Here is a 23,615-nt window from a genome sequence, read left to right as displayed (position 1 = left end):
TGCATCGCTCGTTCTAGGTGGTCGTATAAAGGAAGCCATTCCCTCGCCTTGGTCACTAGGCGCGACGATGATCTCCGCAACGCGGTCGAGCGCTCGCTCGATGCGCTCCTCCTCATGAGAAATTTCAATGGGATATATGCTATTTAAGCGATCGAGTGGGCATCCAGTTCCAGGCTCGAAGGCGGACGGCAGCTTTGCGCCCCATCTCAGTCGTGCAGTTGCATTTTTCAATTGCCCGGAAGCAGACACTTTCTTCAAGGCCCTTCGACGGGTTGGATAGGCTGGACCCGGGATCTAGACCAGGCGAAGTTTATCTCGAGCGATCTGCCAAGCCGATTCGACATGTCGCCGTGCCGCCGCTTCCGCCTCATCGGGCTTGCGCGACCTTATCGCGTCCATGATCTCGTTCATCTCGCTGATCGCAGGCTCGCGGCGGTTCTCCGAAAGAATGGTCATCGAACGAAGCTGATTGATTCGGACATTCAGCCCGCTGACGATTTCCCAGGCGACACGCTTGTCGGCGGCCTCGAACAGCGCCTCGTAGAATTTCGTCGTCGCCCGCATCACTGCCGGCGGCGTCCCCGACGCCCATGCCTCGAACAGGTCCGCCAGCGCGCGTTCGAGCGTTGCCAGTTGCTCGCCGGTGGCCGAAAGGGCGCAGGCGCGTGCCGCAATGCCTTCAAGCAGTGCCCTCAACTCATAGATCTCGTCGGTGCGGCCGAGATCCGGCCTGGCTACGGCCGGCCCGTGCCCAGGGATCATCTGCACGAGCCCCTCGGCCTCCAGTTGCCGCAACACCTCGCGCACGACGGAACGGCTGACGCCAAGCTGGTCGCAAAGCGGCCGCTCGACCAGCCTTTCGCCAGGCTGGAAGTGGAAATCCATGATGGCTTCGCGCATGCGCTCCAGCGCCAGCGTTCTCAAGGTCTTGGCGCTGCGGTCGATGCGAAGGGTGTCGTCTGGCATGTCTTGGCTCCTGCACCGCCACGAAAACAGATTCCATGCCCGGTTGACAAGGTACTTGGCACTTCATAGCATGGTATACCATAAGATGATACAGGGATCGGACGGTCCCTGGCATCGCCGACCCGAGGATTCCATGCAGCCTGCCATCCGCAAGATCGTGACTTATACCGAGAACACCCTGATCGAAGGCGGCAAGGCTGCACCGCGGCCGCTGCGCCTGATCGGCGTCGCCGCGGTGCTGACGAACCCTTGGGCGGGACGCGGCTTCACCGACGATCTGTCGCCCGAGATCCGCGACTGTGCGCCTGTGCTCGGAGAGACCCTATCCCGCGAGATCATTGCCATCGCCGGTTCCGGCGACGCGATCGAGGGTTATGGCAAGGCAGCCATTTGCGGCACGTCTGGCGAGATCGAGCATGCCTCGGCGCTGATCCACACGCTGCATTTTGGCAATCATTATCGCCGCGCCGTCGGCGCCAGGACCTATCTTGCCTTCACCAACCTGCGCGGCGGGCCGAACACGCCGATCATGATCCCACTGATGGACAAGAATGACGAAGGACGGCGCTCGCATTACCTGACCGTGCATTTCCAGATCGGCGATGCGCCGGCGCCGGACGAACTGGTGGTGGCGCTTGGTGCGTCGATCGGCGGTCGCCCGCATCATCGTATCGGCGATCGCTATCAGGACCTCAAGGAGCTTGGGGACGTGCATGGCTGACGCATCCACCTGGGCGCGACAGGGCACAACGTTCGATGGCACCTGCTTCATCCGTGCCGGCGCTGGCACGCCGGTGCTGTTCATCCACGGCGTCGGCATGAACGCCGCGATCTGGCAGCCGCAGTTCGAACGCATGGCCGACAGCTTCGACGTCATCGCGATCGACATGCTCGGCCACGGCCAGTCGCCACTGCCGCCGCAGCACCCGGAACTGGCCGACTACGCCGACCAGGCCATTCGCCTGCTCGACCATCTTGGCCTCGACCGGGTGTCCGTCGTCGGCCATTCGATGGGTGCGCTCGTTGCCCAGGAGTTGGCCCTGCGCGCACCGGAGCGCGTCCGCCGCATCGTTTCCCTGAATGCCGTGTTCCGGCGGCCAGCTGAACTGGCCGAAGCCGTTCGCCAGCGCGCGGTGGCGCTCAACGGGCGCAGCGATACGGCCGGCACGGCACAGACCATTGCGCGCTGGTTCGGCGATCCGGTGCCGACCGAGCTGGAGGCGGCAGCGCGGAACACGGCATCCGCACTGAGCGCGGTCGACCCGGAAGGCTATGCCCGCACCTATCGCCTGTTCGCTCGTGCCGACGGCGATCATGCCGACCGCCTGCCGACGCTGGCCGTACCGGCCCTGTTCATGACCGGCTCCGAGGACAGGAACTCTTCGCCGGCAATGTCGGCCGCGATGGCACGGCTGGCGCCGCATGGCCGCTGCACGGTGCTGCCGGGCGAGAAGCACATGATGGCGGTCGCGGCGCCAGACCTCACCACGCGCCATATCGTTGACTTCCTCGCGGAGGACGAAGCGATCGAGCGAAGCGGCACTGCTGAGGCGAATACCGGGTTCGACAGCGGCGAGTTCCGCCGTGCGCTGGGATCCTTCCTCACCGGCGTCACCATCGTCACCACCATCGGGCCAGAAGGCGAGCCGCGCGGCTTCACCGCCAACTCGTTCACCTCAGTGTCGCTCGATCCGCCCCTGGTGCTGGTCTGCATCGCCTACAAGGCCTTAGGCCATCCTGTCTTCGCGACATCGAAAAGCTTCGCCATCAACATCCTCAACGAGGGCCAGAAGGCAGCGTCCGGCATCTTCGCCTCGAAAGCCGCCGACAAGTTCGCCGCCGTAGCATGGCGGCCGGGAAGGACCGGCAGTCCCGTTTTGGACGGCTCCGTCGCGTCCTTTGACTGCGACATGGAGCGGCTGGTCGAGGCCGGTGATCATTCGATCCTCATCGGCCGCGTCCGCGATTTCGAGCACAATTCCGCGCAGCCGCTCGGCTATTGCCGCGGCGCCTATGTTGCACCCGGCCTCAGCCAGGACGCGCTGGCCGCCACCCAGCCCGGCACCGATGTCGGCGCCATCCTCGAAAATGGTGGCCGGATCCTGTTCGTGGAAACGACGGACGGTTTTGAACTGCCGCGCGGCCGAGGGTTGGGTTCGGCAGGCGATGGCAATAGTCTGCGTGGACTGCTTGCGGCAAAGGCCATCGAGGCCCAGCTCGGTTTCCTGTTCGCCGTCTGGGACGACGCCGTACCTGTTTCGCGCACGCATGTCTACTATCGCGGCACGTTCGACGTGCCCGCTTCCAGCGATCGCGGCATTCGGCTCATCGAGATCGACGCGATCGAAGGATTGAAGATCGCCGATCCGGCGATCCGCTCGATGCTCACGCGCTATATCAGGGAATGCTCGGTGGATGCATTCGGCGTCTATGTCGGCAACGATGTCGAAGGCGAGGTCCGGCCGCTCGCCAGACCCAGCGCTTCCACCGTCAATACAGGTGCCCACGGATGAAATTCTCGCTCTTCGTGCATATGGAACGGTCGGATCTGGCCAAGCCGCATTCCGAGCTTGTGACCGAGCTCGAAGAACTGGTCCTGATGGCCGAACAGGCATGCTTCGAGACCGCCTGGATCGGCGAGCATCACGGCATGGAATTCACCATCTCGCCCAATCCCTTCATCAACATCGCCTATCTCGCCGCCAAGACCAGCCGTATCCGCCTCGGCACCGGAACCGTGATTGCGCCCTTCTGGCACCCGATCAAGCTTGCCGGCGAAGCGGCGATGGCTGACGTCATCAGCGGTGGCCGGCTGGACATCGGCATCGCGCGCGGCGCCTACAGCTATGAATATCAGCGCATCTTCCCAGGTCTTGACGCCTGGGGCGCCGGCCAGCGCATGCGCGAGATCATACCGGCGATCCGCGGCCTATGGGACGGCGACTTCGAACTCTCCGGCGAGTTCTGGCAATTCCCCGCCACCACCTCCTCGCCCAAGCCGCTGCAGAAACCCTACCCGCCGATCTGGGTGGCGGCCCGCGACCCGAACTCGCACGATTTCGCCGTCGCCAACGGATGCAAGGTCCAGGTAACGCCGCTGGCTTCCGGCGATGACGAGGTGACGAGCCTGATGCAGCGCTTCAACGCCGCCTGCGCCGCGCATCCCGAGATCGAACGACCGGAAATCATGCTTTTGATGCACACCTTCGTTGCCGACGACGCGGCTGACGCCGATCGCCTGACGCAGGACCTGTCGACTTTCTATTGCCAGTTCGGCGCCTGGTTCCAGAACAAGAAACCAGTGCATCAAGGCCTATTGGAGCCGCTGACGCCGGACGAGATCGCGGCCATGCCGCAATACGCGCCCGACAAGATCAGGCAGAACCTGGTGATCGGCGAGGCCGATGAGGTCATCGCCCGGCTGAAGACCTATGAGGCACTCGGCTACGACCAGTATTCGATCTGGATCGACAGCGGGCTTTCGCACGAGCACAAGAAAAAATCGCTGCAACTGTTCATCGACCGGGTGATGCCGGCCTTCCTTTGATCGCGAGCCCATGACCGACGCCCCCTTCAGGAACTTCATCGACGGCCGCTTCGACGAACCGTCCGCTACTTTCGACAGCGTCGACCCGTCGACCGGGGCGGCCTGGGCCAGGATGCCGGCGGCGAGCGAAGCCGATGTCGACCGCGCCGTCGAGGCGGCGCACCGCGCCCTGCGTTCCGGCCCATGGCGTAGGATGACCGCGACGGCGCGTGGAAAGCTGCTGGTCAAGCTGGGCGACCTCGTCGCCGCCAATGCTGGGCGACTTGCCGAGCTCGAGACCCGCGATACAGGCAAGATCATCCGCGAGACCCGCGCCCAGATCGCCTATGTCGGCGACTACTACCGCTATTATGGCGGGCTTGCCGACAAGCACGAGGGCGCGCATGTGCCGATCGACAAGCCGGATCTCGACGTCACCATCCGCCGCGAACCGATCGGTGTCGTTGCCGCGGTGGTTCCGTGGAATTCGCAGCTCTTCCTCTCGGCCGTCAAGCTCGGTCCGGCGCTCGCCGCCGGCTGCACCATCGTGCTCAAGGCCTCCGAGGATGGCCCGGGGCCGCTGCTCGCTTTTGCCGAACTGGTTCATGAGGCTGGCTTTCCCCCAGGCGTCGTCAACATCCTCACCGGTTTGGGCCATGATTGCGGCCGGCGCCTGACCAGCCATCCGCTGGTTTCGCGAGTCGCCTTCACCGGCGGTCCCTCGACGGCGCGCGCCATCGTCAGGAACACGGCGGAGAACCTTGCGTACACCACTCTGGAACTCGGCGGCAAAAGCCCGGTCGTCGTCTTTGCCGACGCTGATCTCGACAGCGCCGCCAATGCGGTGGTCGCCGGCATTTTTGCCGCGACCGGCCAGAGCTGCGTCGCCGGCTCGCGGCTGCTGGTCGAGCGTTCGGTCAAGGATGAATTCCTCGCCCGCCTGAAGCGCAAGGCCGAGGCGATCCGCATCGGCGATCCGCAGGATCCGGCGACCGAAATGGGTCCGCTCGCCACGCTGCGTCAGCGCGACTGGATCGAGAAAGTTGTCGCGGAAAGCGTCGCCGGGGGCGGCACGCTGGTCACCGGCGGCACAAGGCCAGCCGGCAGCGGCTTCTACTATGCGCCGACCATCATCGATGCCGGCGCCAGCGACCTGCCTTGCGTGCGCGAGGAACTGTTCGGGCCAGTGCTCAGCGTGCTTGCCTTCGACACCGAAGCGCAGGCGCTGGCGCTCGCCAACGACACGCCCTTCGGCCTCGCTTCAGGCGTGTTCACCAGCAATCTCGCTAGGGCGCACCGCATGGCGCGCGACATCCGTGCCGGCGTCGTCTGGGTCAACACCTATCGCGTCGTATCGCCGCTCGTTCCCTTCGGCGGCTACGGCCTGTCGGGGCTCGGCCGGGAGGGTGGGCTCGACACCATCAGAGATTACACACGCTCTAAATCCGTCTGGATCAACACCTCGGACGAGCCGATCCCCGATCCCTTCGTCATGCGCTGAGAACCGCGGGACGCAGGTGCACTGAGAAAAACAAGAACAGACCAACAGAGGAGAATGACATGAAACTGATTTTGACCGGCCTGCTGGCCGGGCTACTCACGGCAACCGCCGCCAAGGCCGATGAGATGGCGTTCACCAGCTGGGGCGGCACCACGCAGGAAGCGCAGACCAAATCCTGGGCAGCCCCCTTCGAAGCCAGCTCCGGCATCAAGGTGCTGCAGGACGGACCGACCGACTATGGCAAGCTCAAGGCCATGGTCGACGCCGGCAATGTCACCTGGGATGTCGTCGACGTGGAAATGGATTTCGCCATAAAGGCCGCCAAGGACGGGCTGCTGGAGCCGATCGACTATGCGGTCGTGCCCAAGGCCGATCTTGACCCGCGTTTCAGCAATGAGCATGCCGTCGGCAGCTTCTACTACTCCTTCGTGCTCGCCTGGAACAAGGGCGCCGTCTCGGGCGAACCGACCGGCTGGGCCGACATGTTCGACACCAAGAAGTTTCCCGGAAAGCGGACCTTCTACAAATGGTCGGCGCCGGGCGTCATCGAGATCGCTTTGCTGGCCGACGGCGTGCCGGCGGACAAGCTTTATCCGCTTGATCTCGATCGTGCCTTCAAGAAACTCGACACCATCAAATCCGATATCGTCTGGTGGGGCGGCGGCGCTGAATCACAGCAGCTGATTGCCTCCGGCGAGGCTGCCTTCGGTCAGTTGTGGAACGGGCGTGTCTTCGCCCTCCAGCAGGATGGCTCCGATGTCGGCGTCGCCTGGAAGCAGAACCTCACCGCCGCCGACGTGCTCGTCGTGCCGAAGGGCGCCAAGAACAAGGACAGCGCGATGAAGTTCCTCGCCGCCGCCACCAGCCCGACCGGCCAGGCGAAATTCGCCGAGGCAAGCGGCTATGCGCCCATCAACACCAAGGCCAAGGCGGAGATGCCCGCCGATGCCGTCAAGGCCCTGCCTGATGCCCATGTCGACGGCCAGATCAACCTCGACATGAACTACTGGGCCGAGCATCGCGACGAGATCGCCACGCGCTGGTATGCCTGGCAGACCAAGTAACACCGTTGCAGACCGACGGGGCGCGGCTTGCGCGCCCCGTTTTGAGACAGGACCGCTCGATGCAGGGAAGTTCTTTCAGACGCAGCTCGGTTGCCGGCCTGCCAGCCGGCAGCGGCAGCGCCTTGCCGGCCCTGCTTCTGGTTGGCCTGTTCTTCATCGTGCCGGTGGTTGCCCTGCTGCTGCGCAGCGTCACCGATCCCGAACCCGGCTTGCAGAACTACGCGGCGCTGTTCGGCAGCGACACCTATGTGCGGGTGTTCCTCAACACCTTCCTGGTCGCAACGGTCGTCACAGCCGTCACCATCCTGGTGGCTTTCCCTGTTGCCTGGATGCTGGCGATCATGCCGCCGGCCCCGGGCTCGATCGTCTTCGGCATCATCATTCTGTCGATGTGGACGAACCTTCTCACCCGCACCTATGCGTGGATGGTGCTGCTGCAACGCACCGGCGTCATCAACAGGGCGCTGATGGGTTTGGGCATCATCCATGAGCCGCTGCCGCTCATCAACAACCTCGCCGGGGTCACCATCGGCATGGTGTACATCATGCTGCCCTTCATGATCCTGCCGCTGGTCGGCACTTTACGCGCCATCGACCCTATGACGCTGCGCGCGGCCGCCCTTTGCGGCGCAAGCCCGTTCGAGGCCTTCCGCCGCATCCTTTTGCCGCTGTCGCTTCCCGGCATCGCCGCCGGAGGGCTGATGGTCTTCGTCATGTCGCTTGGCTACTTCGTCACGCCTGCCCTGCTTGGCGGCACATCGAACATGATGCTGGCCGAGATGATCGCCCAGACGGTGCAGTCGCTGCTCAACTGGGGGCTTGGAAGTGCGGCCGCCTTCGTCCTGCTTGTCGTCACCATGGCGCTCTACGCGATCCAGCTTCACCTGGTCGGCGCCAGGCGCGCCGGCGGAGGGCTCTGACATGCTGCTCGACTATGACCGGCTCGGATGGCTGCGCGTGGCACTTGTCGGCTTCACGGCGGCAGTCGCGGCTTTCCTGTTGCTGCCGGTGGTCTTCATCGTGCTCCTGTCGTTCGGCTCGTCGCGCTGGCTCGCCTTCCCGCCGCCCGGCTGGACGCTGAAATGGTACCAGCAGTTGCTGGCTGATCCGACCTGGATCGATGCCGCGCTGACCAGTGCCCGGATTGCCGCCATGGCCGCCATCCTCGCCGTCGTCATCGGCCTGTTCGCCTCCTTCAGCCTGGTCAGGGGTGAGTTTCGCGGACGCCAGGTCCTGCGCGGCTTGCTGTTGATGCCGATGGTGCTGCCGGTCGTCGTGTTCGCCATCGCCATCTACGCCTTCTTCCTGCGCATCGGCCTTGCCGGCACCACGGTCGGCTTCGTCATCGCCCACACCATCCTGGCGCTGCCTTTCGCCATTATCCCGATCACTGCGGCGCTAGAGGGTTTCGACAAATCCATCGAGGACGCGGCCATAGTCTGCGGCGCCAGCCCGCTGCAGGCACGGTTGAGGATCACCTTGCCGTCGATCAGGATCGGCATCTTCTCCGCGGCGATCTTCTCTTTCCTGGCCTCATGGGACGAGGTCGTGGTGGCGATCTTCATGGCAAGCCCGACCTTGCAGACCTTGCCGGTCAAGATCTGGGGCAGCCTGCGCGCCGACCTCAGCCCGGTCGTCGCCGCCGCCTCCAGCCTGCTTGTCGGCCTGACCTTGTGCCTGATGATCGTGACCGCACTCCTTCGCAGGAAATTGTCAACATGACCCGGCCATTCCTGTCCATACGCGCGGTGAGAAAGACGTTCGGCGCCTTCGTCGCCGTCCATGACGTCACCATCGATGTGCCCAAGGGGGAGTTCCTGACGTTCCTTGGCCCGTCGGGTTCCGGTAAGTCGACGACACTCTACGCCATCGCCGGTTTCCAGGATCCGAGCTCGGGCGATGTGCTCCTGGAGGACAGGTCGCTGCTTTCGGTGCCGTCGCACAAGCGCAACATCGGCATGGTCTTCCAGCGCTACACGCTATTTCCGCATCTGAGTGTCGCCGAGAATGTCGCCTTTCCGCTGCGCGTGCGCCGCCGACCGGATGGCGAGATCAAGCGCAAGGTCGCCGACATGCTGGCGCTGGTGCGCCTCGAAAACTTCGCCGACCGCCATCCGGGCGCGCTGTCGGGCGGCCAGCAGCAGCGCGTGGCGCTTGCCCGCGCGCTCGCCTACGACCCGCCGATCCTGCTGATGGACGAGCCGCTGTCGGCGCTCGACAAGAAGCTGCGCCAGGAGATCCAGGCCGAGATCCGCCGCATCCACCGCGAGACCGGCGTCACCATCCTCTATGTCACGCACGACCAGGAGGAGGCGCTGCATCTTTCGGATCGCATCGCTCTGTTCAGGGAAGGCCGCATCGAACAGATCGGTACTGGCGAGGATCTTTACCTCCGGCCGGCGAGCGAGTTCGTCGCCGGCTTCATCGGCAACTCGAATTTCCTGCCGGCTGAGCATTTGCAAACCGCAGATGGCGCATCGACGATCCGCCTGGCCGGCGGCTCGATCGTGACCGGCGTCAAGGCGACAACGTCGTTCGGCCAAGGCCAGAACGTCCGGCTGATGGTGCGCCCGGAAGCCTTCCGCTTGACGCCTACGCCGACAAGCGTGGCACTCGCCGTCGAGATCGTCGATACCGCCTTCTTCGGCGACCGACGGCGGGTCGTGGCACGCACGGCCGGCGGAGATGAGATCGACGTCAGGCCAACCTCTGACGCAGAGGTGGGCGATGGCACCGCCACATCAGGTCAGCGCATCTTTTTCGATCCCGCTTCGGCGTTCCTGTTCCCGGCCTGATGGCCGGGATTGCGCATGTCAAAGCGATTCCGTCGCGGAAAGAAAGTCCGCTTGTGAAAATGCGTGCTTAGAAGCTGTCAGTCCGCTTCAGGCCCCTTATCTGCCAAACAAAGTTGCTTACGGCTTAGCGAGAGGGTCAGACGCCTCTGGCTGGAAAGCTGTTCGGTTGCCATCGCACGCCTGCTGGTCTGCAGTCCCTTAACACCCGCCGACCAGTGTCCCTGGCCTGCGCGTTATGCATGCGGCACCTCTACCCCGAGCGCGTGCGGTGGCCGCTCTTGCTGCGATCGGCCGAGGCGTTTATGCAGGTGGAGGATCGCCGCGAACAGCTGGACGTCGTGAGACGCCGCGACCGCATCGTCGCTCACCTCGCGCATTTGCTCAAGGACCAGGGCGCACGCGCGACCTCGGAGCTGAGCAGCGTCAACCTACATCTGGTCGAGGATGACATTGGCGTCTTGCATACCTGAATATAATCAGGTTACGGAACATTGTGTGCAAAAAACGCACAAGAAAGTTCTGCTTCTCTTCTTTTTTCGTTCCTACGAGGGAGCCGCCGGTAGCCCTTTCGGACGCTCTTCTGCCGACGATATTGACCGCCCCAATGCGAATGTTCGCCGGTGTATTCGTAAACCTCATTGTCCGCAGCGCCGTTCAGTCTGCTTGGGTTTCCTAGAAGCTTTTCGAATTTTTCTGTCTTGCGGCTCCCGTCGAGATGCGGGCCCTCTGGAGGAGGTCGGGGTGTTTTGGATCCGCTGTGGTGCAACCTTGATCCAAGCATTTATGGGGGTTCGAGTCGGTAGAGGGCTACCGCCAATTCACCGCTGCTACCGAGTTCGTCTGTTGAATGTACTCGCAAGCAGGGACGACAGAATCACATCCTGTCCCCTGGCTGTGGTGGCCGGCTGATTTGAACTGTCATCAGAGGCCCGCAAAGTTCCCGTAAACCAGACATGCAAACGATAACACTTGAGGCCGCGGTTGCGCCAGGTTCGGCGAATCTTCCATGTGCCGCACGCCACCTTGGCTCCCGGCCTTCATTGTCGTACCCTCGCGTCGCAAAGTCAGCGTGTGCAGAGGAGGCGCGTTCGAATGCGGGTTCCAATTTGGCTCCTTTCGACCTTTGTGCTGTTGTTGGCAACATTTCCATCCGGGGTGCACGCTGCCAGCGACAATCCGAAGCTCACGCCACTCGTTGCGGAGATCATCGCTCCCCCCCATGTGATTCCAGGCTCGGACGGCAGGCGTCACATCGTCTACGAACTGGCAGTGACGAATATCACTGGCGGCGATGTCCGTTTCGAGAAGCTCAAGGTCGTCGATGCCGACAGCGGAGCACCGCTTGCAGAACTCGGCCCGGATGAATTGCGCACGCGCGTCACGCCGGGCGCAAGCCGCGGCAACGAAAACCGCGAGTTGGCCGCCTATCAGTTCGCCGTCATCTTTCTGCATGTCGTGCTTGCGGACGGCGCGGCGGTTCCGGCTCGCATTACCCACGAGATCACGGCGTTTTTCGCGGTCATCGGCGCCGACATGACGGTGACGATTGGCGAGGGTGCCGTCGTTGCGAAGGCACCGGTGGCTCTTGGGCCGCCTTTGCGCGGCAAGGGTTATGTCGCGGCTGACGGCTGCTGCGATTCCATCCGCCATGTCCGCGCCCTGCTGTCGCTCGACGGCAAGTTCTACCTTGCCCAACGTTTCGCTATCGACTGGGAGCAAATCGACGACAACAACACGCTGGTCGTGGGCGACCTTAAGGTTCCTGCGAACTACCACATCTATGGCAAGCCTATCCTTGCCGTTGCCGACGGCACCGTGGTCGGGACGCGCGACGACTTGCAGGACCAAGTGCCCGGTGCGCTGCCCGCCAACTTGCCGATTGACGAGGCCGACGGAAACTTCGTCGTGCTCGACATCGGCTCGGGCTTGTTCGTCAACTACGCCCACATGCGGCCGGGGAGCATTAAGGTGAAGCTCGGAGACAAGGTGCAGCGCGGCGATCAGATTGGCGAAGTCGGCAATACCGGGAACAGTCAAGCGCCGCATTTGCACCTGCATGTCATGGACAGCGCTTCTCCGTTGGCCTCGGACGGCCTCCCCTACGTGTTCGACAGCTTTACCATCACCGCCGTCGGCGAGGCCACCGAGGATTTTGACATGGCGGAAGCGACCGGATCGCCGATGACGCTTACGCCGCGCGTCCCGCCCCAGAAACTGGAAGACGTGCTGCCGCTTGACCTCTCTGTTGTTGACTGGCCACAGTGATCGCCTTGTAAAAGGCAGTGGGCAGTCCGCCCTGATTTCCGAAATGGTGAGCTCGAAGCCGATGACCGCCACCCGCACAATACCCTTACGTCTTTTCCTTGCCGCTGCCGTCCTTACCTGCGCAAGTCCTGCAAACGCCGATCGGCTGCTGGACGAAGCGGTCGAATTCACCGGTACATTCGCTTTTGTGAGTTCAGGCGTGCCGGGCCTGGTGATCGCCGGCGTTCGCAACGGCGAGACGGCGTTTGCCGGTTTCGGCGAAACGGTCCGCGGATCCGGCATAGAGCCGAATGCCGACACAATGATGCGAGTGGCATCCATTTCGAAGGCATTTTGCGGAGACGCTCTCGCCAGTTTGTTGGTAAAAGGAGAGATCGGTCTGACTGACCCTGTTCAGACGCACCTGCCTGACGGTTTCGTGGTGCCGGAGAAGGATGGGCGGACCCTAAGGATCATCGACCTCGCGACACAGACATCCGGCCTGCCGCGCGAGATGGCCCAGGCAGGTGGAACACCCAACGATCCCTACGCCGGCCACACAAAGGAAGCGATGATCGCAGCCATGCACGGGGAGCCGTTTCTGTTTCCTCCCGGAACTGGCGCGCTCTATTCGAACCTGGGCTTCGACCTCCTGGGACTGGCGATCAGCGGAGCGGCTGGCAAGCCGTACGCTACCGTCTTGGAGGAGCGCGTGTTGCGGCCACGCGGCATGGTGGACACGGTCTTCAATCCGCGACCTGGTGACGAGGGCCGGCTGATGCAGGGCCACAATTTCGACGGCACGCCGCTTCCCTTCGTGCCGACACCGATGACGATGGAATGCGCCTCGGGGCTTTATACGACGCCCAACGATATGCTGAAGTGGATCGCCTGGCACTTGGCTCAAGGCGGCTCCGAGGACGATGCACGCCGCATTATCGACCACGCCAGCCTAGTCAGGAGGGATGGGCTCTCTCCGGCGCTGGGCCTCGACGACGGTGGCGCGCCGATGGATGCGATGGCACTCGGTTGGGTTGTGGTAGAGGCTGACGGCAACCGTCCGCTGGTGCTTCACAAATCCGGAGGGCGACAAGGCATGTTTACATATGTTGCCATCGCGCCGACGCGCGGCGTCGGCGTCTTCGCGGCGATCAACCAGTTCAACGCCGGGGGCTTTGAAGCAATGGTGCACGCAGTAAACGAACTGATCTATCAACTCGCGCCCCGCTGACTGCGCTCTCGTCTCACAATCAGATTTCTCGTCGAGGACATTCCAATGACCGGTTCAGGCCACAGGCGCTTGCTCATCCTCTGCTTCACGGCAGCCTGCGTCCTTGCGGCTCCTCACGTCGCCGCCGCCAAAGATCGTCTGCTTGAGGAAGCCGTGGGATTTGCCGGCGGCATCGCCTTCCTGGGCTCGGGCGCTCCTGGCCTCGTGATCGCCGCGGTTCGCAACGGCGAGACGGCCTTCGCTGGCTTCGGCGAAATCCGCAAGGGCTCGGGGCAGGTGCCCGACGAACATACGCTGATGCGGATAGCCTCGATCTCCAAGACCTTCTGCGGCGATCTGATGGGCTCGATGATTGTGGATGGCGTCATCGGCGCGACCGATCCCCTTGCCAAACACCTCGGGAAGGACTGGACCGTGCCTGGGCTCGAAGGACGAACGCCGAGGCTCATCGATCTGGTGACGCAGGCATCCGGCCTGCCGCGCGAGGTACCGAACCAGACAGGCGGCACGCCGGACGACCCGTTCGCCGGCAATACCTTCGACCTCAGCCGCGCTGAGCTTGCGAAGCCAGAACCCTATCTTTTCCCTCCCGGCACGGGTGCCTTTTACTCGAACTGGGGTTACGATCTGCTCGGGCTCGCGCTGGCCAATGCCGGTGGCAAGTCCTATGGCGATCTGCTGGCCGAGCGGGTGCTCACGCCCCGCCAACTGACCGACACCAAGCTCAACCTGGCGGAAGGCGATGCGGCGCGGACCATGCAGGGCCATTTCTTCGACGGCACACCGTTGCCCCTCGTTCCTTCGCCGGAAACGATCGGATGCGCGGGCGGGCTCTACACCTCCGCCGCCGACATGATGAAGTTCATGGCCTGGCACCTTCGCAAGGATGCGGCCGGCGATGCGGAGCGTACCGTCGACCATGCGGGCTGGCTCTGGCGCGACGGTCTCTCGCCGGTAATCGGCATCGACGATGCGGGGCCGATGGGAATGATGACGCTTGGCTGGGTCGGAGTTCTGGCCGACAAGGACAAGCCCATGATGCTCAACAAGACCGGCGGATTGCAGGGGCAGTTCAGTTATGTGGTGTTGGCGCCAACGCGCGGTGTCGGTGTCTTCGCCTCGATCAATCAGTTCAGTGTCGGCGGGTTCAAGGCGATGGTCGCAGCAACGAATGATCTCGTCGCGCAACTTGCGCCAAGATAAGGGCAGTTCAGGCGGGAGCTACGCCACCTAATACGAGCTGATTAGCTGGAACAAAAAACGCGTGCCGGTATCAGTCAGACCTCGGTTATCTCTGAACGGTACCGCAACAAGCGCCCTTGCATTGAGGTGTTGCCCAAATGCAGCCTTTGCACCTATTCCGGCCGAGCCGAGTTCCGCCTCGATGTAATCCACGCCCGTATCGTGGTTCCAGACCGCACCGTAATCGACATAAGCAAACACGTTCAGATTTGGGATCGGCAAAGCCTCCGGGAGTTCGATGTTGCGTCCCAATTCCAGCGAGGCCGCTATCCCGCTATCGCCTGAAGCGGCCGAGCCATCGAAAGCCAGGCCATAGGGATCGCCGCCGAGCACCAACTGGACCGACGATGGCACCGCCGTCGGCGCATATTGCGCAGCCACTCTGAGGTGGGCGACGGCCAGCGAAGCGATCTCCTTGGTAAGGTCGAGGTCGCCCCGAAAATACCTGTAGTCATCAGGAACGCCTGGACGCGGTGCAAGCGGATCGGTGCTGCTGCTCGCGCCAAAGCCGTCGAGGCCTTGGCCGAAAGTACCTGTCAGCGTGATGGCGCCGTTTTCCAACTCACCGGTATACTTAAGGGAGGCCGCCAGCCATCGGAGGTCCTCATCCGTCTGCGTTTCGCCGCCCAACGCCAGCGAGTTGTCCTTGAAGTTCAATTCAAGGCGGCTAAACAGGCTGTGGTCAATTGTCCGCAGCAGTGGGTAGTTGACATACGCGCTGCCGAACCTAGAGGCTATGTCGAGATCGAGAGGCTTGAGGTCGGCGCCCGGCTGGGAAGAGACATAACCGATGCTGTATCCTACATGCAGTCCGTCATACCCGATCGGGACATCGTGCGAAGCCAGCACGAACTTCAACTCCTCGGGACTGTCCGGAATGGTCACCAGGGCGATGTTCGCCACATCGAACAGCCTAAGCGCATCGTTGAAGGTGCCGGTGCCGGTCAGCTGAAATGGGCCGACGGCTTTGCTGCCGAGATTGTCGACTATTGTGTTTGCGCCGGCCCGCTTGAAGCCAATGTCGAGTTTCAGATCACCGCCGGCGGAGGGCGTTTCGGGCCGAATGAAAGTGCCTTCGATGGTCAGGCCGCCAAGATCGCTCATCAGCAACAGCACGCGCTCGGCCTCCTTGATCCGGATTGGCCGCATGGCGACGATGCGATCGATGTAAGGTTTCAAACGCCGGTCAATATCAGGGATGGCGCTGTTGATGGTGACCCGGCGCACATAGGATTCGTAGAGAACGATTACGACGTTGCCGGATGAAAAGTCCTGCTCGGGAACGACGGCCCACGAGAAATATCCGGCCTTCTGGTAGATCTCGTCGATCCGCTCGGCGATGGCGTAAAGGTCGGCGGCGCTTATCTTTTTGTTCCGCTGCGCGGCCCACGCTTGCTCCAGCGTAGCGCTGGGCACCGTCACCGCGCCTCGAACGGTTATCGACCTCAAGGTAAACATTGTTTTTTCGGCTTGTTCCGAGCTCGTTGCCTTGCGTGCATCCGGAACTGACAGGTCAATCGTGCCGGGCTTCCTCGGAGCGGAATAGCGTCGGATGATCTCGTTCTGATCCGAAACCACCGAATCGATCCGCTCGGGGATCGTCTGGCTAAGGCTCGGTCCGACCATGAAGGCACTGGTTGCAAGACTGATGGACACGCGACGTACTGCGTCGAACCAGTGGGACAGCGCCTTGCGAAGAGGCATCAATCAAACTCGCTGACATGTCGTGGCAGGGAAAATCAACGGTTATTCGAAACTTGGTTTAGCAAATTAGCAAATATGTCGGGGTCCGTCATCCCGCGATGCACACCCGTCAGTGCCCCAACAAAGCGCAGACCGCCTGAGCCTGAACCTCCCGCAAGCGGTCGAGCAACGCGCCAGCCGGCTCAGCGATGTTCAGCGTGGTGGTGACCGAGCGCGTCCCGTCGGCGGTTGATGCCGCCCACTGCGTGTAGCCCGGGAAACTGCCGGTGTGGCCATAAACGACACCGCACGGCGTGGTGTAGCGGAACAGTCCGAGACCGGCCTCGTTCGTCCCGGGTCCGGGCGGACTGGAATTGCCGGCCACGAACTTCATCTGTTCAATCTGCTCGGCAGCGCCGAAGAACTTCAGTCCGAGATCTGCCCGTATGAACATCGACAAATCATCAGGCGTCGACACGATCGCGCCCGACGCCCACGCACCGCTCGGGCTGACGAAGGTCGTGACGTCTTTCGGCTCGGATCCGGGCGCGACGACATAGCCGTGGATGGCGGGCCCAGGCAGCGCGATGTCGCGCGTGGGGAAACTCGTCCGGGCGAGGGCGGCAGGACCAAACGCGATGTTCTTCAGCAGCGTCCCGTAGGGCATTCCTGTGACCGCCTCGGCGATCAGCCCGACGACGACGTTGTCCGTGTTGGAGTAGGTATACTGGGTGCCGGGCGTAAACTCGAGCGGGTCGTTGCGGACCCAGCCGATGATCTCAATGGGCTGCACGTAACCTTGAGGATTTGTCGCGACCTGCTCGGCCAAGCCCTTGGACTGCAAGTAGTCGGGCAGGCCGCTGGTGTGGTTCAGCATCTGGCGGACCGTGACGGCCGACCATGCCGCCGGCAGATCAGGCAGGTGCTGGCCGATGGTGTCGTCGAGGCCGAGCCGGCCCTTCTGGACGAGGTGCAGGGCAATGGCGCCGTTGAATGCTTTTGAGATGCTGGCGATGCGCATGTATTGGTCGACCCCCAGCGCCTCACCCGATATGACATCGGCGCGCCCCGCTGTGAGTACGGTCATGCGACCGTCGCGGTAGAGCGTGGCGATCGCCCCGGGAGGTCCATCCTCTGCATCGAGGAGCTCCTGTAGGCCGGCCTGGACCTTTGCATCGGCCGTTCTCAACTGAGCCGCGGTTAAGCCGGTCGAGCGTGCCGGGCCTTCGCTATCAGGATGTTTTACATAGAGATCCGGATTCATCTCTTCAGAAGACACGATGACTTCGTCATTGACGCCCGAGTCAATATAATCATCGGTAATTGAAAAGCCTGCCAGAAGCTGTTTGTCCGTGAGAGGATACCAGGAGCCGAGTTCGTGCGAGTAGGCGGCAATGGCCAGCATCGCGAGTTCACGATTGCTATACAGGTCGACTTCATAATCTTCGACCAATTTGCCATCCGAATATTTCTTATATCCATCAATGTAAGGATCGCGGGAATTGTCGCCTCTATACTTATCCACAATGTCGCCGACGGTGACCTTAGACTTGTTTCCGTGGAAATAGATCTTGCGGAGGAGAAAACCCCAAGCAGCAACCCCATACTCTGGGGTTTCATAAATGGCAGTTTGGTTGCCGTACCGGTCTGGCAGAGTGCAACCCACATATCCTCTCATGCTGTCTCGCTGCCATTTCGAGATGTTTATGGCGCCGGGATTGTTTGTTCGAAGGGCCCTCCGAGTAAGCGCATTTGAGGAACTATAGTCAGCGTCCGGCAGGCTGCTAAAGAAATTGCCGATCCCGACCAGACTTCTGAAGTTGAATTCAGTAGCTTCAGGATATTTCGCATCGTCGCGAAATGGCGGGGCTAGACTGCGCGCCTTGTTCGCTTGCCAAAACGGCAGCCCGAGTGCACTACCGGTCTGCATCCCCACTGTGCCGTCAACGGGCATTCCATATGTGCTCTGGAAGGACTTCACAGCGCTTGCTGTCTGCGAACCAAACACTCCATCAATCGCTGAGGCGTAAACAGATTTGTCCGTGAGTACGCTCTGTAGAAGCGCAACCCTACGATCAAGAACGTTGCTTCGTGTTTGCTGAAAGACCGGACCGACGGGTTGACGCTTGTCGCTGATGCTGAAGTTGCTGACCCATTCGCTCGACCCGGAATAATCGTCAGGTGCTCCGCATTTCAGGGGATTCGCTGCGCTAACTTCATCCGGGCTTTCAAAAGCGAAGGCCGGACCGGAAGGCAAGAGGGCCAGGAGCGCAATGCCAAGCCAACCGCCCATCCCCGGCCTGAAACAACCGCCTATCATTTGGCGACTTCACCGCATGCGTTGACTGCATCGGTCTTCGACATGCATCCTCCGATCTTCGGCGAATGTCAGTTCGCCTCCTTAACCGACCTTCTCGTCTCCCGAGCACTTTTTCCATATCATCCAAAGAGTGGATGACGGAAGGTGAACTCGATTCTGATATGGCGAATCTTTGTCAGAAACGCCGCTATCGCCGCGGCAGCCTGCAACTTCAGCGCCGAGAGCTTCCGCTTGTCCGACGTGAACTCGGAGGGAGCCATGTTTACGAGCTCGTATCGGCGAGAAACAGTCCTTTCCGGCGAATGGTTGAGCCGTGCGGTCTCCGATTGCAGCAGACCCTGACATGCGGAGTTTCGATCCCCTATCAAGGGGTGCGCTTACGCACCTTCGGCGACCAGCGCGCATTTGCAGCCAAGTGGAGTCACTTGGCGTCGCGAAAGTGCGGCTGTGTTGAACGATGCCGGCCTGTCTGACTTCGTCGAGCTGCGCAAGGCGATCACACGACGGCAGCACGACCTCTACTTTGTCGCCTTCGACCTGCCGCACCTCAACGGTCATGACCTGCGCGACATGGCACTGGAGGAACGGCGTGAGATCCTTGAAAGCGTGATCCCCGCCAAAATCCGCATCCAATTCAGCCAGGCGCTGCCCGGCGAGGCCAATCCATCACCTGATCGATGAAGCCGGTCTGGAGGGGATGGCATCAAAGCCACGCCAGATCGGCGCCAAAAGGCATGAAGCGTGAAGCATGTGCGTGGCGAGGCAGACTCTTGCCATGCATCGCTGCAGGACTTTCGGGAAGAATGAGCAAGCGGGGAAGCGGTTTTCTCTCCCATTGGATATCGGATCATTTGGAGGACGATCCGATCAACGACCCTGTGTTGATGGTGATCGACATGGCTGTGGACGCAAAACGGGCAGCGCGAGCCAGGGCATTCCGGGCCAGGAGATCGATGAAGAGATCGGCCCGATCTTCGAAGACATCATGCAGGGTTGCGGGGCGCCACGCTTCGCCGCTGCGAGGAGGACTAATGCTCGGCAGCCGAGGGTTCGACAAGGTGTTGCTAATATGCAGCACCGGCGGCATCTCTGACGGCCACCGCCTGGAACCGCTTCTCACGGCTGGCTGTAGACGTCAAAATGAGAACGAAAAACGGGAGGTGACGAAGATGGATAAGCGAGAAAACAGGATCATTGAGACGTGTTGCCTTATAGCCGTTCCGGTATCGATGGCTCTCACTATGGTACTAGCTCAACTGATCCTTGGCTGAACCCAAGGCACCGACCAGGCAAGACATAAGCCGTATTAGGCGACCGCTAAACCGGCAGGCGATCTGGCTACGCTAGCTATCGTTGCTCGGGTAATGTCCCCTGTAACTTGCCGCGCTGGCAACGCATTGACGGCTTGCTGCACTGGTCCCCATATTCGGCTGGATGAACGGTGCCTTCTTGCCGGTGATCTTCTCGATCGATTTCAAGAGGGGGTCATGGACCTCACCAGCGCGCGTAGTGCTCGCAATACGGGGATATGAAGGGCTTGATGATGCTCAAGTGCGGCGCTTCCGCTGCCGCCACAAAGCGCTCAATTTCAGCCTGCGATGGCTTCTGCGAACCTTTTGACCTAGCCATTTGGCGAACTCCGTTTTGAGGGGATCGCTGCAACGAGGATAAAATCCTATATTCTGAAGTGGGTGACAAGCGGGCTCGCCGGCGTCACCTCTCAGCATGACTTGCGTAATTACTAATTTAGTGAAACGTTAAATGCTTCTAGGGAGTAGACGCGAGAGACCCGGTCGGTCCAGTTATGGGGCGGCATTGAGCATAAATGTTTTTTCCGCGATTCCTGATTGGGATGTTCGCCACTTCGACCGTGGCGGCGATCTGGATTTATCTAGCAACAGGCTCGTTCTGGAAGTCGCTTGCATGGACATTGCTGATCTTGATCGTTTTCCAGGTGGGATATCTCATATTGTCATTCGCGCTTTTTTACCAGTTTGGGACGAAGAGAACCGAAGAAAAACCAAACACTGCCGAGCCTACCCGTCGGGAGGGTGGTGTCTCATCTGAAGGCGGCCGATGATGGTCCCGGCTAATCCAGTACGGGCACATAAATTAGTGTTTGGTTGAAAGCGCCGCCACACAGTCTTCCAGGATGGCCAGGCGAAACCGGAGCCACTTTAATTCTTGGCCGACTTGCGCCAGCTTTAACATACCGGCCGAGCTCGCCACTCTTCGCCTCTGCTCCTCTTCCAAGGACGCGATTTTCACGCTTAACTCGAAGGCTTCTGTAGCCTTCGAGTTCCTAACTAACATCCGGGCACGCATATCCAACCCCACGCAGAAGAAACGTCGCCCTGAAATCGCACGGGCTGCGTTAAACTCTGGCGTTCAAATCATTGAGGATTTTAGTGATCACTAAAATAATGATATGCACCGGGGTATGTAGATTTCCATTGCATTGTGCGCCATCCATGAACTCCGTGGAAAAAACTCACAGTTGGGAAGACGACGAATGAGCGCAGGGGATCGTGCGCAAGCTTCGCCCCCGCAAGGCCCAGCGATGGTTGCGGGCGACCCTTCAACATTGACAAACCGTATTGGTGAACTCGCCGGGCGAGGCCCCCAACTACTGCCTCAAGCCCGAGGAGCTGCCGGGGATCAGCCGGCAACCGCCTTCGGTGCAAGACGGGTGCCAGCACTTCCGATATTGCGAGCACTACCAGCAGACGCGCGTCCTCATGAGGCGCTGTCTAAAGCCGTGCGGGAAGTGACCGGGAAGGAAGTCCCGTTCATCCGGCGGAACACCACAGGACCGGTGAGCCCGCCCCATCCGGACTCCAAGCCTTAGGAGTCGCATTCTCCCACCGGGGAGAAGGGGCGTGGGCATACAGGGGCAGAAGGCTTCCAAGCCTATAAGGCGACGTAGGCGTCCGCTGTTAGAGCAGCGGGCGCTAATCCCTGTCTTGCTTTGCGGCGTTGCCGGGGCAAGCTACCTTTTACCGCAGTCCGTACAGCATCCTCTCCCCACAGTGCATCGTCAGGGCGGCGGCATTAGCGCGCTGAGCGGCTGCGCCATCAAGGGCAACATCAGCGTGGCAGGCGAGCGCATCTACCACATGCCCGGGCAGCGACATTACAACGAAACGGTCGTCAACTCGGCCAAAGGCGAGCGCTGGTTCTGCTCTCAATGGCAAGCATGGTGGGCAGGATGGCGGAAGTCGAAGGTATGATGCGGCCTTATACGGCGGAATCGGCAAAAACGTCTGGTTGGGTGACGGCGCGCAGAGAATTTTAGCAATCGGGAACGTACGGCTCCTGCCGGAGTTTCTCGGGTGAAAGGACCTCAGGGAGGGCTTGCAGTTGCGCGCACACATACGCGTCCACCGAATGTGACAATAGTGCAACCTCATTGAGCTAACGAACACGCGAACAGAACAGTCGCTTGACGATCAAGGCAGACTGCGACAGCGTTTGCCGTCCGGGGGTAAGCGGCGCACGGCTCGTCGAGAGCTAGTAAAAAGGGGCAGGGGCCTTTCTCGACGAGCCTGCCTCGGACATACCCGCTCGCTAAGGGAGATCGGCGACAAGGTGCGGGTCGAGGAGATCACGCCGAAGGTGAAGAAGCGCTGACGTCGTCCTAACTTCAAATTAGCCCGGAGAGGTGGAATAGCCTGGCAACTCGCACGCCAAGGCCAATAATGGTTTGGCCATCATTGGCGGCGAAATCCCAACCGCAAAATGCTGCCCAGCCAAAAAGCAGGATTGAGAAGCGCATTAGCACATTCTAAAATAGATAAATTGAATAAGCGTTAAAGGCTTCTTTTGCGCGCTGGCATTGGCAGGGCTTCCCCAGTGCGCTTTTACAAAGGGGCGATACTGGGGAGGGACCAGGGTAGGGTTCAGGGCAGCGGAATCGGCTTGTCGCTGAGTGTGCGCAAGTACGCGATCACGTTGACCCGTTCGGTCTCGTCCGGGACGCCGGGCGTCTCCATCTTGACGCCCGGCGTTGTGAGCATGGGCCCGAAGAGATATGTGTTCAGGTCCTCATACGTCCATACACCCTCCCAGCCCAGCAATGTGTCGGAGTAACGCATACTTGCCATGGATGCCTTGTCGCGGCCGACGACGCCCCACAAGTTGGGCCCCGTCTTGGTCTCTCCCTGTGGCTCGGCATTGTGGCAACCGTGACACACATGGGTGAAGTAGGTTCGGCCTTTCTCGACATCCGCATTTGACAATTTCATCGAGATAGGGGCTGGCGTTGGCAAGACGACGCCGTGCGACAAGAGATAGGCGGCAACTTCATGTTGCCCCTTGAATTTTGCCATGTGGAGCGGTGTCTTGCCGTCCTTTGTCTTCGCATTCACATCGGCGCCGGCCTCGACCAGTGCCTTCACGCAATCGAGACAGCCGGATCTGACGGCGATGTGAAGGGCGGATTCACCGCCGCGCTGCGCATTTGGATTTGCGCCCCCCTGCAGCAACAGATTGATCAAGTCGACCCTGCGTTTTGCCAAAGCCGGCATGAGGGGAGGTCCCAAAAGCGGCGTCGGGGCAATGTTGGCGTCGGCACCTCGTTCCATGAGCAGTTTTGCCGCCGCAAGATGCCCGCCCCTAACCGCAAGATAGAGCGGCGTTGCTTTTCCATCGCTCTCGTCGACGCCGGCACCGGCGTCGAGCGCTGCCGTAATTGCCGCGACATCTCCCTTCACGGCGGCGTCGTGAATGGCGGCATGCGATACAATCGGGATGTGTGCAATCAGCAGTGAAATGAAAAGCAAGGACATGCGCATTCGGCACCCCTGTGTCAAACCGGAGGACGCGGCACGCTGCGAGAACGGATGACTTTAGTCCGAATGCTTAATCGCGGCAATGTATTTCAGCAACTGCTGTCGTAAGCACATAAGTTGTCCGGATTTGGTAGCACGCGAGTTGTCCGGTTTTATCGCCAGCGAATGGAGGCTGGGGATGAAGCGGGCAGCGTGGCTAGAGGACCGGAGAATGCAGAAGTTTCGGGATGTATTGCGAGCCGCTGGAATGGCG

Annotated in this window: 18 protein-coding genes; 14 read left to right on the top strand and 4 right to left on the bottom strand. The window is 61.2% G+C overall.

Going from position 1 to position 23,615, the window contains the following annotated elements:
• Positions 1–294: 294 nt before the first annotated feature.
• A complete protein-coding gene (locus P3C39_RS28815; protein WP_275954842.1) occupies positions 295–966 on the bottom strand; it encodes a GntR family transcriptional regulator in 672 nt (223 codons plus the stop codon).
• 133 nt (positions 967–1,099) lie between these two features.
• On the opposite strand from P3C39_RS28815, the gene P3C39_RS28810 reads away from it, so the two are divergent.
• The 12 genes from P3C39_RS28810 (at position 1,100) to ampH (P3C39_RS28755) (ending at position 14,530) form a co-directional block, all read left to right on the top strand.
• Positions 1,100–1,687: an amino acid synthesis family protein gene (locus P3C39_RS28810; protein WP_275954843.1), complete on the top strand. Its 588-nt coding sequence runs from the start codon at positions 1,100–1,102 to the stop codon at positions 1,685–1,687.
• Positions 1,680–3,479 (top strand): alpha/beta fold hydrolase, encoded by a 1,800-nt coding sequence (locus P3C39_RS28805; RefSeq protein ID WP_275954844.1) that lies wholly within the window; start codon positions 1,680–1,682, stop codon positions 3,477–3,479. The genes P3C39_RS28810 and P3C39_RS28805 overlap by 8 nt, the downstream gene beginning before the upstream one ends.
• Complete coding sequence (locus P3C39_RS28800) at positions 3,476–4,513, top strand: LLM class flavin-dependent oxidoreductase (protein WP_275954845.1); 1,038 nt, start codon at positions 3,476–3,478, stop codon at positions 4,511–4,513. The genes P3C39_RS28805 and P3C39_RS28800 overlap by 4 nt, the downstream gene beginning before the upstream one ends.
• Before the next feature lie 10 nt (positions 4,514–4,523).
• Positions 4,524–5,993, top strand: coding sequence for an aldehyde dehydrogenase (locus P3C39_RS28795; protein WP_064994961.1), 1,470 nt, complete (start codon positions 4,524–4,526; stop codon positions 5,991–5,993).
• 59 nt (positions 5,994–6,052) lie between these two features.
• Positions 6,053–7,057 carry an ABC transporter substrate-binding protein gene (locus tag P3C39_RS28790; RefSeq protein WP_275954846.1) on the top strand — a complete coding sequence of 335 codons (1,005 nt, stop codon included), beginning with the start codon at positions 6,053–6,055 and terminating at the stop codon, positions 7,055–7,057.
• 59 nt (positions 7,058–7,116) lie between these two features.
• Positions 7,117–7,977, top strand: a complete 861-nt coding sequence (locus P3C39_RS28785) for an ABC transporter permease (protein WP_013525217.1) — start codon at positions 7,117–7,119, stop codon at positions 7,975–7,977.
• A 1-nt stretch (position 7,978) separates the two neighbouring features.
• Entirely contained in the window at positions 7,979–8,779 is an 801-nt protein-coding gene (locus tag P3C39_RS28780) for an ABC transporter permease (protein ID WP_027035488.1), read from the top strand.
• Positions 8,776–9,852 carry an ABC transporter ATP-binding protein gene (locus tag P3C39_RS28775; protein ID WP_013525219.1) on the top strand — a complete coding sequence of 359 codons (1,077 nt, stop codon included), beginning with the start codon at positions 8,776–8,778 and terminating at the stop codon, positions 9,850–9,852. Before P3C39_RS28780 ends, P3C39_RS28775 begins: the two co-directional genes overlap by 4 nt.
• Positions 9,853–10,091: 239 nt before the next feature.
• The gene (locus tag P3C39_RS28770; protein WP_164920099.1) at positions 10,092–10,322 is read left to right on the top strand and encodes a hypothetical protein; all 231 of its coding nucleotides are present in this window, start codon (positions 10,092–10,094) and stop codon (positions 10,320–10,322) included.
• 655 nt (positions 10,323–10,977) lie between these two features.
• Complete coding sequence (locus P3C39_RS28765; protein WP_164753732.1) at positions 10,978–12,117, top strand: M23 family metallopeptidase; 1,140 nt, start codon at positions 10,978–10,980, stop codon at positions 12,115–12,117.
• Positions 12,086–13,327, top strand: coding sequence for a D-alanyl-D-alanine-carboxypeptidase/endopeptidase AmpH (gene ampH, locus P3C39_RS28760; protein ID WP_275954847.1), 1,242 nt, complete (start codon positions 12,086–12,088; stop codon positions 13,325–13,327). The genes P3C39_RS28765 and ampH (P3C39_RS28760) overlap by 32 nt, the downstream gene beginning before the upstream one ends.
• Before the next feature lie 45 nt (positions 13,328–13,372).
• Positions 13,373–14,530 carry a D-alanyl-D-alanine-carboxypeptidase/endopeptidase AmpH gene (ampH, locus tag P3C39_RS28755; RefSeq protein ID WP_127370226.1) on the top strand — a complete coding sequence of 386 codons (1,158 nt, stop codon included), beginning with the start codon at positions 13,373–13,375 and terminating at the stop codon, positions 14,528–14,530.
• Positions 14,531–14,557: 27 nt separating this feature from the next.
• Here ampH (P3C39_RS28755) and P3C39_RS28750 read toward each other — a convergent pair whose 3' ends face one another.
• Both P3C39_RS28750 and P3C39_RS28745 read right to left on the bottom strand, forming a co-directional pair.
• Positions 14,558–16,273 (bottom strand): ShlB/FhaC/HecB family hemolysin secretion/activation protein, encoded by a 1,716-nt coding sequence (locus tag P3C39_RS28750; RefSeq protein ID WP_013525224.1) that lies wholly within the window; start codon positions 16,271–16,273, stop codon positions 14,558–14,560.
• A gap of 109 nt (positions 16,274–16,382) precedes the next feature.
• Complete coding sequence (locus P3C39_RS28745; RefSeq protein WP_084015880.1) at positions 16,383–18,545, bottom strand: serine hydrolase; 2,163 nt, start codon at positions 18,543–18,545, stop codon at positions 16,383–16,385.
• Between the two features lie 477 nt (positions 18,546–19,022).
• Here P3C39_RS28745 and P3C39_RS28740 point away from each other — a divergent pair, with 477 nt between their 5' ends.
• Both P3C39_RS28740 and P3C39_RS28735 read left to right on the top strand, forming a co-directional pair.
• The gene (locus tag P3C39_RS28740) at positions 19,023–19,253 is read left to right on the top strand and encodes a hypothetical protein (RefSeq protein WP_245268655.1); all 231 of its coding nucleotides are present in this window, start codon (positions 19,023–19,025) and stop codon (positions 19,251–19,253) included.
• 2,198 nt (positions 19,254–21,451) lie between these two features.
• Positions 21,452–21,802, top strand: coding sequence for a hypothetical protein (locus P3C39_RS28735; protein ID WP_086081397.1), 351 nt, complete (start codon positions 21,452–21,454; stop codon positions 21,800–21,802).
• A 669-nt stretch (positions 21,803–22,471) separates the two neighbouring features.
• Here P3C39_RS28735 and P3C39_RS28730 read toward each other — a convergent pair.
• The gene (locus P3C39_RS28730) at positions 22,472–23,365 is read right to left on the bottom strand and encodes an ankyrin repeat domain-containing protein (RefSeq protein ID WP_086081396.1); all 894 of its coding nucleotides are present in this window, start codon (positions 23,363–23,365) and stop codon (positions 22,472–22,474) included.
• Positions 23,366–23,615: the final 250 nt, after the last annotated feature.

This window comes from Mesorhizobium sp. XAP4 (genome assembly GCF_029269325.1).
Lineage (GTDB): Bacteria > Pseudomonadota > Alphaproteobacteria > Rhizobiales > Rhizobiaceae > Mesorhizobium > Mesorhizobium ciceri.
Note: the sequence above shows the minus strand (reverse complement) of the source record. Positions and strands in the feature narration are given on the sequence as shown.

Coding starts and splice junctions, on each gene's coding strand:
- P3C39_RS28750 (WP_013525224.1), bottom strand. CDS start 16,273: ATGCCTCTTCGCAAGGCGCTGTCCCACTGGTTCGACGCAGTACGTCGC.
- P3C39_RS28785 (WP_013525217.1), top strand. CDS start 7,117: ATGCAGGGAAGTTCTTTCAGACGCAGCTCGGTTGCCGGCCTGCCAGCC.
- P3C39_RS28800 (WP_275954845.1), top strand. CDS start 3,476: ATGAAATTCTCGCTCTTCGTGCATATGGAACGGTCGGATCTGGCCAAG.
- P3C39_RS28790 (WP_275954846.1), top strand. CDS start 6,053: ATGAAACTGATTTTGACCGGCCTGCTGGCCGGGCTACTCACGGCAACC.
- P3C39_RS28805 (WP_275954844.1), top strand. CDS start 1,680: ATGGCTGACGCATCCACCTGGGCGCGACAGGGCACAACGTTCGATGGC.
- P3C39_RS28795 (WP_064994961.1), top strand. CDS start 4,524: ATGACCGACGCCCCCTTCAGGAACTTCATCGACGGCCGCTTCGACGAA.
- P3C39_RS28730 (WP_086081396.1), bottom strand. CDS start 23,365: ATGCGCATGTCCTTGCTTTTCATTTCACTGCTGATTGCACACATCCCG.
- P3C39_RS28810 (WP_275954843.1), top strand. CDS start 1,100: ATGCAGCCTGCCATCCGCAAGATCGTGACTTATACCGAGAACACCCTG.
- P3C39_RS28745 (WP_084015880.1), bottom strand. CDS start 18,545: ATGGGCGGTTGGCTTGGCATTGCGCTCCTGGCCCTCTTGCCTTCCGGT.
- ampH (WP_127370226.1), top strand. CDS start 13,373: ATGACCGGTTCAGGCCACAGGCGCTTGCTCATCCTCTGCTTCACGGCA.
- P3C39_RS28770 (WP_164920099.1), top strand. CDS start 10,092: ATGCGGCACCTCTACCCCGAGCGCGTGCGGTGGCCGCTCTTGCTGCGA.
- P3C39_RS28815 (WP_275954842.1), bottom strand. CDS start 966: ATGCCAGACGACACCCTTCGCATCGACCGCAGCGCCAAGACCTTGAGA.
- P3C39_RS28775 (WP_013525219.1), top strand. CDS start 8,776: ATGACCCGGCCATTCCTGTCCATACGCGCGGTGAGAAAGACGTTCGGC.
- P3C39_RS28780 (WP_027035488.1), top strand. CDS start 7,979: ATGCTGCTCGACTATGACCGGCTCGGATGGCTGCGCGTGGCACTTGTC.